The organism is Vibrio sp. 378, from assembly GCF_033339435.1.
On sequence record NZ_JAWOUO010000020.1, the window covers coordinates 1 to 13,003 of the forward strand.

Annotated in this window: 11 protein-coding genes; 9 read left to right on the plus strand and 2 right to left on the minus strand. The window is 45.6% G+C overall.

The genetic code is table 11. The features are described 5' to 3' along the window. Positions 1–696: 696 nt before the first annotated feature. A complete protein-coding gene (gene queG / locus R7Q48_RS21910; RefSeq protein WP_005381370.1) occupies positions 697–1,824 on the minus strand; it encodes a tRNA epoxyqueuosine(34) reductase QueG in 1,128 nt (375 codons plus the stop codon). Positions 1,825–2,100: 276 nt separating this feature from the next. On the opposite strand from queG, the gene tsaE reads away from it, so the two are divergent. The 8 genes from tsaE (at position 2,101) to hflC (ending at position 11,248) form a co-directional block, all read left to right on the plus strand. Then, on the plus strand, positions 2,101–2,565 hold the full coding sequence (gene tsaE, locus R7Q48_RS21915) for a tRNA (adenosine(37)-N6)-threonylcarbamoyltransferase complex ATPase subunit type 1 TsaE (protein ID WP_005381372.1): 465 nt from the start codon (positions 2,101–2,103) through the stop codon (positions 2,563–2,565). After that, positions 2,559–4,268 carry an N-acetylmuramoyl-L-alanine amidase gene (locus R7Q48_RS21920; RefSeq protein WP_005381374.1) on the plus strand — a complete coding sequence of 570 codons (1,710 nt, stop codon included), beginning with the start codon at positions 2,559–2,561 and terminating at the stop codon, positions 4,266–4,268. Before tsaE ends, R7Q48_RS21920 begins: the two co-directional genes overlap by 7 nt. A gap of 18 nt (positions 4,269–4,286) precedes the next feature. Beyond that, a complete protein-coding gene (gene mutL, locus R7Q48_RS21925; protein WP_171343383.1) occupies positions 4,287–6,299 on the plus strand; it encodes a DNA mismatch repair endonuclease MutL in 2,013 nt (670 codons plus the stop codon). After that, positions 6,296–7,228: a tRNA (adenosine(37)-N6)-dimethylallyltransferase MiaA gene (miaA, locus tag R7Q48_RS21930; protein ID WP_005395375.1), complete on the plus strand. Its 933-nt coding sequence runs from the start codon at positions 6,296–6,298 to the stop codon at positions 7,226–7,228. The genes mutL and miaA overlap by 4 nt, the downstream gene beginning before the upstream one ends. Before the next feature lie 194 nt (positions 7,229–7,422). Then, positions 7,423–7,686 (plus strand): RNA chaperone Hfq, encoded by a 264-nt coding sequence (hfq, locus tag R7Q48_RS21935; protein ID WP_005381379.1) that lies wholly within the window; start codon positions 7,423–7,425, stop codon positions 7,684–7,686. A gap of 38 nt (positions 7,687–7,724) precedes the next feature. Then, positions 7,725–9,014 carry a ribosome rescue GTPase HflX gene (gene hflX / locus R7Q48_RS21940; protein ID WP_005381380.1) on the plus strand — a complete coding sequence of 430 codons (1,290 nt, stop codon included), beginning with the start codon at positions 7,725–7,727 and terminating at the stop codon, positions 9,012–9,014. A gap of 45 nt (positions 9,015–9,059) precedes the next feature. Continuing rightward, positions 9,060–10,265: an FtsH protease activity modulator HflK gene (gene hflK, locus R7Q48_RS21945; protein WP_017633728.1), complete on the plus strand. Its 1,206-nt coding sequence runs from the start codon at positions 9,060–9,062 to the stop codon at positions 10,263–10,265. A gap of 2 nt (positions 10,266–10,267) precedes the next feature. Then, the gene (hflC, locus tag R7Q48_RS21950; RefSeq protein WP_005381382.1) at positions 10,268–11,248 is read left to right on the plus strand and encodes a protease modulator HflC; all 981 of its coding nucleotides are present in this window, start codon (positions 10,268–10,270) and stop codon (positions 11,246–11,248) included. Between the two features lie 63 nt (positions 11,249–11,311). Here the strand turns inward: hflC and R7Q48_RS21955 are convergent, their stop codons facing one another. After that, the gene (locus R7Q48_RS21955) at positions 11,312–11,497 is read right to left on the minus strand and encodes a DUF2065 domain-containing protein (protein WP_005381383.1); all 186 of its coding nucleotides are present in this window, start codon (positions 11,495–11,497) and stop codon (positions 11,312–11,314) included. 172 nt (positions 11,498–11,669) lie between these two features. Between R7Q48_RS21955 and R7Q48_RS21960 the strand changes: the two genes are divergently transcribed. After that, on the plus strand, positions 11,670–12,986 hold the full coding sequence (locus R7Q48_RS21960; protein ID WP_005381385.1) for an adenylosuccinate synthase: 1,317 nt from the start codon (positions 11,670–11,672) through the stop codon (positions 12,984–12,986). The last annotated feature ends 17 nt before the right edge of the window (positions 12,987–13,003 follow it).

Below are 13,003 nucleotides of genomic sequence, written 5' to 3' on the forward strand. Positions count from 1 at the left end.
GCGGGGTGGAGCAGCTTGGTAGCTCGTCGGGCTCATAACCCGAAGGTCGTCGGTTCAAATCCGGCCCCCGCAACCAAATACAAGACGATAGATTGAGTACTTATTTAGTATACAATTGTTAAGTCGTCTACGGATGCGCCGCTTGATTCAACGCCTGCTTCTCGCAACCAATCACATCGCTCTTTTCATAATGCTGCGAAGCATGAATCCCCAAAAGCTAAACTTTTATCCGCATCATATGATGTCGGACGATTTCGTTTGTGTTTAAAACACGATATGAATCGGCTGACGTACAAGTATGATGAGGCCTCGCGTGTTTTATCTACTTTAATTAACAGAGTTATCCACATACGTCGTTCTGTGGATAAGTTGGTTGATAAAGTGTTTTTAGCTTGACTTTTTATGATGGGGAAGAAAGATCTTTTCTCTAAAATGAAGTGGAAACAACAAAGAAATACCAATTAACTCTTTGTTATATAAAGAAAAAATAAGTTTTTTGTCGGATCGAGTACGTTAAAATACGATCATTAACTGGTGTTTTTTTGATCCTAGTCATTTCTCCGAGCTGTGTTTAACTTTTTTCTGCTAGCTTGTTTTTCTTGAATCTCAAATTTTTTTCCACATTACAAAATTGAGAACAAGGTCATGAATTGAACATGCAAAAGTACTTTCAATCTCTTGCATATAGACTACGCTCTATGCGTCTCTCGGCAGTCCCTTCTCGACTATCCTTATTAAGCGTTGCTTTTTCGTCTCTATAGATGAATTACTCTCAGTGGGGAGTTGATTCAGTTGCTCTGTCAAAGCCCATTTAATGTGCTCATCAAGTAATTTATTTTCACCTTGCCGACTTTCCAGCGCATCTATGATTCGCTGACTATATTCTGCATTACCAAGTGCGACAGCGATGTTACGTAGCCACTGTATATGACCAATACGACGGATAGCGGAGCCTTCCATATTTTTTAGAAAAGTCGCTTCATCCCAGTTAAACATGTCGACGAGGTCAGGGTTTTTGAAACTGTCACGACGGTGGAAATCATCTTGCTCCGTTATGTCGGCGTAGCGGTTCCATGGGCAAACCAATTGACAGTCGTCACAACCATAAATGCGGTTACCCATTGGCTTTCGAAACTCTTCAGGAATCACGCCATCGAACTCGATGGTGAGATAAGAGATACAACGCCTGGCATCGACAACTTTGTCTTCAACGATGGCTTGTGTTGGACATGATGTAATGCATGCTTTGCATTTACCGCACTGATCAACGCTTGGCTCATCTACGGGTAGTGGTAAGTCGATAAGTAGTTCACCTAAAAAGAACCACGATCCACAGTCTTGATCTAAAATCAGGGAATGTTTCCCGGTCCAACCTAAGCCCGCTTTTTGGGCGAGAGGTCGCTCTAATATTGGTGCGGAATCAACGAAAGGTCGGTAACCATATTGACCAACCTCTTGTTCAATAAGTTTGCCGAGCTTATTTAGCTGCTTTCTGACGAGCTTGTGATAATCGCGCCCTAGTGCGTAGCGGCTAATATAGGCATGACTTTTATTCGCGAGGTTCGAAGCGAATTGAGCCTCTGGTGGCAGATAGTCCATCCGGACGCTGATAACACGAACGGTTCCCGGGAGTAGCTCATGGGGTCTAGCACGCATCATACCGTGACGAGCCATCCAATCCATTGAGCCGTGATAGCCTGCATCAAGCCATTTTTGTAGTGCTGCTTCATGTTCACTCAGATCAACGTCGCAGATCCCAACTTTTTGGAAGCCGAGTTCTTTTCCCCAAACTTTGATTTGTTGTGCGAGTTGTTCGTAGTTCATGTTAACCACCGGAATAAAGGGGGGCGGATCTTAACGGATCTCTGGCTTTGGTGCTACCCAGTTAGGTACGTTTTTGATGTTGTGAATACTGCTTATTGAAGTCATTTGCATATATTCTAAATCTAGGTCGATACTAAGATGATTAAGATACCGTTTATTGGATACTTTTTTCGCACATATGACATTTGAAAGCTTGTCTCTCAAAACCAACACGGTTTACTATTCCTGTTCTTTTGATTTTTATATAGTCAACGATCATTAGTTAGAGAAGCATCAATGAGCACGAAACAATTCAATTTAAAAGATGAGCATGAAACGGTTGCACTAGGCACCGCTTTGGCTCAGCTTTGTTCCCAGCAAACCACAATTTATCTGCATGGTGATTTGGGTGCAGGTAAAACAACCTTTAGTCGTGGTTTTGTCCGTGCTCTTGGTCATCAAGGTAACGTGAAAAGTCCAACTTATACTCTAGTCGAACCGTACCAGTTGGATCAGTGGCAAGTATATCACTTCGACCTTTATCGTCTTGCGGATCCTGAAGAGCTTGAGTTTATGGGGATTCGAGACTATTTCACAGACGATGCGATTTGCTTGGTTGAATGGCCTGAAAAAGGGCATGGCTTACTGCCACAACCGGATCTTGATGTAAACATTCGCTACCAAGGTGAGCAACGTGTAGCCGAACTAACAGCTAATAATGATTATGGTGTGCAGTTACTCAGTCGATTGGAGCTATGTTGAGTTTTTCAAATTTTAGAGTAGTGGCGACGTTTGTCGCCACTTTTCTCCTTCTCATCCCCAATTTAGCATTTGCTAACGTCGTTAAGAGTTTTCGAGTTTGGCCTTCACCTGATGAAACACGTGTTGTCATCGATTTAGGCTCGGAAGCTGACTATTCCTATTTCTCTTTATCAGGGCCGGATCGCCTTGTCGTGGATTTAAAAAGCACGACGATGCAGGCCAAACTGCCTGTTACTGTTACGGATAGCCCTGTTTTAAAACTGGTACGAAAAAGCTCGCCTCCAGAGAAGGGCACTTATCGTTTGGTGTTTGAACTAAAAAAGAGCGTTCAAGCGGAATTATTTAAATTAAGCCCAACACCAGGTGGGCAGTATGGTCACCGCTTGGTGATTGATTTACCGCACGGTAAGAAGGCATCGACCTCTAAACCGAGTAAGCCAGCGGCGGCCAGCAAAGACATGAGTTCAGTTCAACGAGCTCAAGAAGTGTTAATTGTTATCGACCCTGGTCACGGTGGGGAAGACCCTGGCTCTATTGGCCCTTCACGTCGTAAGTACGAGAAAGATGCGGTATTGAGTATCTCAAGAAAAATTGCTGCTCAGCTCGATGCGACTCCTGGTATTAAAACGCGCATGACTCGTACGGGAGATTATTTTGTAAACTTAAACCGTCGTGTCGCGATTGCTCGTGAAAATGATGCGCACTTGCTGATTTCCATTCACGCAGATGCGTTTACTTCACCGAAGCCTCGCGGTGGATCGGTCTTCGTACTAAATACTCGTCGTGCAAATACCGAAATTGCTCGTTGGGTCGAGAACCATGAGAAACAGTCTGAGTTATTGGGCGGCTCGGGTAATGCGTTCTTCACGAAGACAAAAGATCGTAACGTGAACCAAACTTTGTTGGACTTGCAGTTTAGTCATTCACAAAAAGAAGGCTATAAACTGGCAACAGAAATCCTAGGTGAGATGGGACGTGTTGCGCACCTGCATAACACCAAACCGATCAACACCAGCCTTGCGGTTTTACGCTCTCCACAGATTCCGTCTGTGCTAGTGGAAACGGGCTTTATTTCTAACCCAACAGAAGAGCGTTTACTGTTTCAACGAGCGCACCAAGATAAGTTAGCTCAGGCTATCACTAAGGCGGTCGTCAAGTACTTAAAAGATAACCCACCAGAGGGTACGGTGTTCTCGCCTTCAGCGAAGCCAATGGTACATATTGTAAAGCGTGGCGAGTCATTATCGGTGATCGCGAACAAATATGGGCTTAGCTCTAAAGCGCTGATGTCGGCAAACAACTTGAAGTCGACAGGCTTGGCAATTGGTCAGAAGCTCAACATTCCTTCTGCTGGTACGATTAAAGTGCCAAGTAAACCGATTACTGTTGAGACAGAAACCATTACGCACAAGGTTAAGTCTGGTGAGTTCTTAGGTAAGATTGCGAATCACTATAAAGTGAAGGTTTCAGATATCCGCCGAGAGAATAACTTGAAGTCAGATACCTTGTGGGTAGGGCAAAAGTTGAAGATAACGGTCGCGGTAAAAGATAAACCGATTCGTAAGCACAAGGTTTCTCGGGGTGAGTTCCTTGGCAAAATAGCGTCCAAATACGGCGTTAGCGTATCGAGCATTCGTAAAGCGAATAACTTACGCTCTGATCAGCTAGCGGTTGGGCAAGTCCTGATCATTCCAAACAAGTAGGTGAGCTCCTAACTCATTATGACGATTAAAATTTTGCCAGCCAGACTTGCAAACCAAATCGCCGCAGGGGAAGTGGTCGAAAGACCTGCTTCTGTGATTAAAGAGCTGGTTGAAAATAGTCTTGATTCTGGCGCAACTCGAATCGATATCGATATCGAGAAAGGAGGCGCAAAGCTGATTCGTGTTCGTGATAACGGAAAAGGTATCGCGAAAGATGAACTCGGCTTAGCGCTCAGTCGTCATGCGACATCTAAGATACATACCTTAGATGATCTCGAAGCCATTATGAGTCTAGGTTTTCGCGGTGAAGCGTTAGCCAGTATTAGCTCAGTCTCGCGTTTGACGCTCACGTCGCGTCCTGCGGCACAAGAAGAAGCCTGGAGTGCCTACTCCGAAGGGCGTGATATGCAGGTGAAGCTTAAGCCAGCAGCGCACCCGATTGGCACTACCGTTGAGGTGTTGGACTTATTTTTTAATACTCCAGCGCGTCGCAAGTTTCTTCGTACGGAGAAAACCGAATTTGCTCATATTGATGAGTTATTGAAACGCATTGCGTTAAGCCGCTTTGATGTCACCATCAATGTGCGTCATAACGGCAAGATCATCCGTCAATATCGCGCGGCGAAAAATCAGCTTCAAACCGAAAAGCGTATTGCTGCTGTCTGCGGTAATGCGTTTGTGCGGCATATGCTCAGAATCGAGCTTGAGCATCAAGGGTTAAAGTTACATGGGTGGATTACCACACCAGAGGGAGCAAGGCAGCAAAGCGATTTACAATATTGCTATGTGAATGGCCGAATGATGCGTGACAAATTAATCAATCACGCGATTCGTCAAAGCTATGAAATGAGCTTAAAGCCAGATCAGTTTGCTGCGTATGTGCTCTTTATTGAGCTAGATCCGCACCAAGTAGATGTGAATGTTCACCCTGCTAAGCATGAAGTGCGTTTCCACCAAGCTCGTTTGGTGCATGATTTCATCTATCAAGCTTTGACGGATGCACTTTCACAAAGCGCTGTGATTGATAAACCACAGGTGAATGAATCGGCATTTCATCGCGTGGAACCGACTGAATCCGAAGAGATTGAGCATTCGCCAGAGCCTGAAAAAGTACAAGAGCCAGCATCTTCACCGGTGCCAGAGCGGGTTTATCAAGCGATAGAGAGTACACCGGCTTATCCTGGACGCAGTGATTATGAAGTGAAGCCTCGTAATAGCGGTCCTAGTGAGACCTCCGTGCGAGAGGCGCGCGTAGTGGAGTCATTCAAACGTAATGATTGGGTGGAATCCAAACCTGCACCAAAGCCAAGTCACAGTAAAGAGCGCCACGTAGAACCAGCGCCAACTAAACAAGAAGTACGCGCTTATCACGAGCTGTTGAAAACGCCAGAGTTTGAGGCTCAGGCAGTCACTCCAATAGCGCCCCAAACGATAACTTCGCACACATCAATGCCATCGATTACTGCATTAGGCAAAGCGCTGATGGTGGTCGATGAACAATTTGTTTTGATGAGCAGTGACAGTGGGGCCGCGTTAGTCTCGTTACCTAGAGCAGAATTTTATCGTGTAAAAGGCCAGCTCACTCCAAGCGATGGTGCACTTAAGGCACAACCTCTGCTTGTTCCTCTATCTATTAAGTTAGAGGCCGAATTAGTGAGACTGGCCCAAGATTATCAACAAGATTTGGCATTGCTTGGTATTCAATTGAAAGCGAGAAACGAGCACGCCTTAATGGTGATGGGCGTCCCAGCTCCGCTGCGTCAACAAAACTTACAAAATTTAGTACCAGATCTGTTATCTTACGCGCAATCTTGTGTGAACGAAGGTATAGCAGCGGCTCAGATGCTGTCTGAGTTGATAGATTGGCTCGCATTACAGGTCACGACAGTGAAGAGTCACTATACTTTTTCTGAAGCCATTCAAATTATTGCGGAACTTGAACAGCTAAGACATGGTCAATTGCCATTAGAAGATACAAAATTCGTATCCGCTGTTGATTTCTCTGCCACGATAGCCAAATTAAAACCATGACAGATAAACTACCTTTGGCGCTATTTTTAATGGGGCCAACTGCATCAGGCAAAACTGAGCTGGCGATTCGTCTTCGTCAAAAATTTCCGGTTGAGATCATCAGTGTTGATTCTGCTTTGATCTACAAAGGGATGGATATCGGTACGGCGAAACCGGATGAAAAAGAGCTAAGTTTGGCGCCTCATCGCTTGATAGATATTTTGGATCCAAGTGAATCTTACTCTGTCGCCGACTTTCGTCGAGATGCATTGAAAGCGATGGATGATATTGTTGCAGAAGGAAAAATTCCACTTCTTGTGGGTGGAACAATGCTGTATTACAAGGCGTTACTTGAAGGTTTATCACCACTTCCTGCTGCAAATCCTGAAATTCGTCAGCAAATTGAACAAGAGGCATTGACTAAAGGTTGGTCAGTGTTGCACGATGAACTCAAAGAGGTTGATCCTGTGTCAGCCGCGAGAATCCATCCCAATGATCCCCAACGTTTATCTCGGGCATTGGAAGTTTTTCGCATTTCAGGTAAAACTTTGACTGAATTGACTCAAACGAAAGGTGAAAGCCTACCATACCGAGTCAAGCAGTTTGCAATAGCTCCCAAGGATAGGGCAGAACTTCACCGTCGGATTGAACTCCGTTTCGAGAAGATGATGGAAGCGGGCTTTGAAGAAGAAATGAAAGCGTTACATTCGCGAAAAGATCTTCACCCCGATCTTCCTTCCATACGATGCGTCGGTTACCGACAGATGTGGGAGTATTTAGATGGGGAGTGTACACGTGACGAAGCGGTATTTCGTGGCGTATGCGCGACTCGTCAATTGGCCAAGCGTCAAATCACCTGGTTACGCAGCTGGGATGATTTAACTTGGTTGGATAGCGAGAACATTGAACAGGCATTAGAAACGATGTCGGAAGCAATAGCATCTGATTGACATAGCTGTGTATAATGTGATCGTTTTTGCGTGAACGCACTCTCAAAGGATCTGTTGTTGGCGGTTTTTATACTATGCTGCTAATTACTTAGAGTGCATTTTTGATTCGTTTAGCTCAGATGCAAAAGCCGTATCTTTTGCATTGCACCACTAGCTAAATAATTACAACTACAAATTAAATAAGGAAAATAAAAATGGCTAAGGGGCAATCTCTACAAGACCCATTTCTAAACGCGCTACGTCGTGAGCGTATCCCGGTATCTATCTACCTTGTGAATGGTATTAAACTACAAGGTCAGATCGAATCATTCGATCAATTTGTGATCCTGCTGAAGAATACTGTTAACCAAATGGTGTACAAGCACGCGATCTCAACAGTTGTGCCGGCTCGTCCAGTGAGCCATCACAGCGGTGAACGTCCACAAGGTGAGCGTCCACAAGAGAAATCTGAAGATTAATTCTTCATCGAGTATTTTTAAAATAAGGAGTTGATTGCTTGTTTGACCGTTATGAATCCGGTGAGCGAGCCGTACTTGTTCATATCAACTTCACGCAAGAAGGTGAATGGGAAGATCTGGCTGAGTTCGAAATGCTGGTTTCTTCTGCTGGGGTAGAGGCGCTACAAGTGGTAACTGGTAGTCGTCAATCCCCACACCCGAAATACTATGTCGGAGAGGGTAAGGCCCAAGAGATTGCTACAGCGGTACAATCAACTGGTGCCGAAATTGTGATTTTTAATCACGCCCTCTCTCCTGCCCAAGAACGTAACCTCGAAGCACTGTGCCAATGTCGAGTTCTCGACCGCACTGGTCTTATTCTCGATATCTTTGCTCAACGAGCTCGAACACACGAAGGTAAGCTACAGGTAGAGCTGGCTCAACTTCGTCATATCTCTACTCGTTTGATTCGTGGTTGGACACACCTTGAAAGGCAGAAAGGTGGTATCGGTTTACGTGGCCCGGGTGAAACCCAGCTGGAAACCGACCGTCGCTTATTGCGTGACAGAATCAAAGCCATCCTGCGACGCTTAGACAAAGTAGCGAAGCAGCGTGAACAAGGGCGCCGCGCCCGAAATCGAGCTGAAATCCCAACGGTTTCACTTGTGGGTTACACCAACGCGGGTAAGTCGACACTCTTCAACCGTATTACAGAAGCTGGCGTGTACGCGGCTGATCAATTATTTGCTACTTTGGACCCGACTTTACGTAAGATAGAGTTAGCAGATGTTGGTCCTGCCATCTTGGCAGACACGGTTGGTTTTATTCGACATTTGCCACACGACTTGGTTGCGGCCTTCAAGGCAACCTTGCAGGAAACGCAAGAAGCTGACATTTTGTTACATGTTGTTGATGCCAGTGATGAGCGTTTTCGTGAGAATATTCAAGCTGTTCATGAAGTACTAGAAGAGATCGACGCGCATGAAGTGCCGACTCTGGTTGTCATGAACAAAATCGACAATCTAGATTCGCAGAAACCACGTATAGAACGAGACGAGGAAGGCGTACCTCGCGCAGTTTGGGTTTCAGCAATGGATGGGTTGGGCATTGATGTCCTGTTTGAGGCTCTGACGGAACGTCTGGCGTCACAAATGGTCGAGCATCAGTTGCGAATTCCTCCACAGTATCAAGGACGATTCCGTAGTACCTTCTTCCAAATGAAGTGTATTCAACGTGAGGAATATGACCAGGATGGTAACTTGTTGATCGATATTCGAATGCAGCAAGTAGATTGGTCTAGACTTGAAAAAAGAGAAGGGGCAGTTTTGACTGGCTTTATAGTCACTTAAAGGACTGCTACAGTATAACGTCATATCAAATGATGGAGCTTTCTAATGGCGTGGAATGAGCCTGGAAATAACAACGGCAACAATGGCCGCGATAATGACCCTTGGGGTAATAATAATCGTGGTGGCCAGCGTCCTGGTGGCCGAGATCAAGGTCCGCCAGATTTAGATGAAGTGTTCAACAAACTGAGTCAAAAGCTGGGCGGCAAGTTTGGTAAAAAAGGCGGCGGTGGTTCTCCAATCGGCGGCGGTGGTGGTAGTGCAATTGGCTTTGGCGTGATTGCTCTGATTGCTGTTGCAGTTTGGTTCTTCGCTGGTTTTTACACCATCGGTGAAGCAGAGCGTGGTGTTGTACTGCGTTTAGGTAAATACGATCGTATCGTAGACCCAGGTCTTAACTGGCGTCCTCGCTTTATTGATGAGTACGAAGCGGTAAACGTACAAGCGATTCGTTCACTACGTGCATCTGGTCTAATGCTGACCAAAGATGAAAACGTTGTAACAGTTGCGATGGATGTTCAGTACCGAGTGACTGACCCATACAAATACTTGTACCGTGTAACCAATGCAGACGACAGCTTGCGTCAAGCAACGGATTCTGCACTACGTGCAGTAATTGGTGACTCATTGATGGATAGCATTCTAACCAGTGGTCGTCAGCAAATTCGTCAAACTACGCAAGAAACACTGAACCAAATCATTGATAGCTATGATATGGGTCTGGTACTTGTTGATGTGAACTTCCAGTCTGCTCGTCCACCAGAGCAAGTGAAAGATGCGTTTGATGATGCAATCGCAGCACGTGAGGATGAAGAGCGTTTCATTCGTGAAGCTGAAGCATACAAGAACGAAATCTTGCCTAAGGCAACGGGTCGTGCAGAGCGTTTGAAGAAAGAAGCACAAGGTTACAATGAGCGTGTCACTAACGAGGCTCTTGGTCAGGTAGCACAGTTCGAAAAACTACTACCAGAATACCAAGCAGCGCCTGGTGTAACGCGTGATCGTCTGTACATCGACGCAATGGAAGAGGTGTACTCAAGCACTTCGAAAGTGTTGATTGACTCGGAATCAAGCGGCAATCTTCTTTACCTTCCAATCGATAAGTTGGCGGGACAAGAGGGCAAAGCAGATACCAAACGTAAATCGAAGTCATCTTCAACCTATGATCAAATTCAACTTGAGTCTGATCGTACACAAGAAGACACTTCGAACACGCAGTCTCGTTCAACAGGTTCACGTCAAGGGAGATACTAAGAATGCGTAAGTTAATGATCCCTGTACTGGTAATCGCACTGGCATTAATGTTGATGTCTTTGTTTGTGATTCCTGAAGGTGAGCGCGGTATCGTGGTTCGATTTGGTCGTGTCTTGAAAGACAACAACGACATCACTCGAATTTACGAGCCTGGTCTGCATTTCAAGATGCCTTTGTTTGACCGTGTGAAACAACTTGATGCACGTATCCAAACAATGGATGGCCGTGCCGACCGTTTCGTAACGTCCGAGAAAAAAGACGTTATCATTGATACCTACGTGAAGTGGCGTATTGAAGATTTTGGTCGCTACTACCTCGCGACTGGCGGTGGTAACTCGCTAACGGCAGAGGCACTACTTGAGCGTAAAGTGACGGACGTGCTTCGTTCTGAAATCGGTGCTCGTGAAATCAAACAGATCGTATCTGGTCCACGTAACGATGATGTGCTACCAGAAGACGCAAGTGCCGATGTTGTCGCAACTGAAGCGGCTCGTGAGGCGCTTGAGATTGATGGTGAACGCGACCTAATCATGTCTGAAGTATTGAAAGACACGCGTGAAAGCGCAATGAAAGACTTGGGTGTTCGTGTCGTTGATTTCCGAATGAAGAAAATCAACCTGCCTGATGAAATCAGTGAGTCTATCTACCGTCGTATGCGTGCGGAGCGTGAGTCCGTTGCTCGTAAGCACCGTTCTCAAGGTCGTGAAAAAGCGGAAGTTATTCGTGCTCAAGCAGAACTAGAAGTAGCAACTATTCTAGCTGAAGCTGATAAAACTGCGCGTGTGACACGAGGTGAGGCGGATGCTGAAGCTGCGAAGATTTATGCTGAAGCGTACAACAAAGACCCTGAGTTCTTTAGCTTCCTACGCTCGCTACGTGCGTATGAGAAGTCCTTCAGCTCTAAGAGCGATATTCTGGTACTTGATCCGAAGAGTGAGTTCTTCCAATACATGAACCAGTCGAAGGGCAGCATGGAGAAATAATCTCCGCGTCTCATTGAAATAAAAGGCTCCTTAGGGAGCCTTTTTTGTATCTGATGCTAAGTGCTAGCTCATCATGATGGCGATTACGGCTCCAGCAACTACTAGGCAGCCACCGATGCGTCGTAGCTGATTGTTGGGTTGTTCACTTAATTGAGCCACCATATTCCGCCAACCGTTAGGAGCAATCAGTGGCCCAATGCCTTCCACGATCAAGACGAGCCCAATCGCCAACCATATGGATTCAGACATAGCGCTTTCCAGTCGAATAGAGAAAGCTAAATACTATCAGTGATATGCTGATTTCAAAATGAACAAAGCGGCAAGATGACATTCTGGTAGCAACTCTGTGAACAAAAAATGACTGCAAGAAGCGTGATTCGGTGCTAGAATCCATTTTTAACTAGCAATCAGACTTGGAAAGATGGGAAATAACGTAGTCGTTCTAGGCACCCAATGGGGTGACGAAGGTAAAGGTAAAATCGTAGACCTTTTAACTGAAGATGCAAAATACGTGGTACGCTACCAAGGCGGTCACAACGCAGGTCACACTCTCGTAATTGACGGTGAAAAAACCGTTCTTCACTTAATTCCATCAGGTATCCTTCGCGATAACGTAAAATGTGTTATCGGTAACGGTGTTGTACTATCACCTGAAGCTCTACTTAAAGAAATGAAGCCTCTTGAAGAGCGCGGTATTCCAGTACGCGAGCGTCTTTTCATTTCTGAAGCATGTCCGCTAATTCTTCCTTACCACGTTGCAATGGACCAAGCTCGCGAAATCGCTCGCGGTAAAAAAGCTATCGGTACTACTGGTCGTGGTATCGGTCCAGCATACGAAGATAAAGTTGCTCGTCGCGGTCTACGCGTTGGCGACCTATTCGATATGGCGACTTTCGCAGAGAAGCTAAAAGAAGTCATGGAGTTCCATAACTTCCAACTAGTTAACTTCTACAAAGCGGAGCCAGTAAGCTACGAAGAAGTACTTGAGCAAGCTAAAGGCTACGCTGAACTACTAACGTCAATGGTTATCGACGTAACTGACGAACTAGACGCAGCACGTAAGCGCGGCGACAAGATCATGTTCGAAGGTGCACAAGGTACACTACTTGATATCGACCACGGTACTTACCCGTACGTAACGTCTTCTAACACGACTGCTGGTGGTGTTGCTGCAGGTTCTGGTTTTGGTCCTCGTCACATCGGTTACATCTTGGGTATCGCAAAAGCGTACTGTACTCGCGTTGGTGCTGGTCCATTCCCGACTGAACTATACGACGGTTTAGATAAGCAAGATCCAATTGGTAAGCACTTAGGTGAAGTTGGCCACGAGTTCGGTGCGACAACTGGTCGTCTACGTCGTACAGGTTGGTTCGATGCTGTTGCTATGCGTCGTGCAATCCAAATCAACTCTGTATCTGGTTTCTGTCTAACTAAACTAGACGTACTAGATGGTCTAGAAGAGCTAAAAATCTGTACTGGTTACAAGATGGAAGATGGCTCTGTGCTAGAAGTTTCTCCGATGGCTGCTGAAGCATTCGAAAAAGCAACGCCAATCTACGAAACAATGCCTGGTTGGTCTGAGAACACATTTGGTGCTAAGTCACTAGATGCTCTACCACAAGCAGCTCTTGACTACATCAAGCGTATTGAAGAGCTAACTGGCGTTCCAGTAGACATCATCTCTACAGGTCCTGACCGTAACGAAACTATCATCAAAGTTCACCCATTCGAAGCTTAATTGATAGCCGTTAAAGA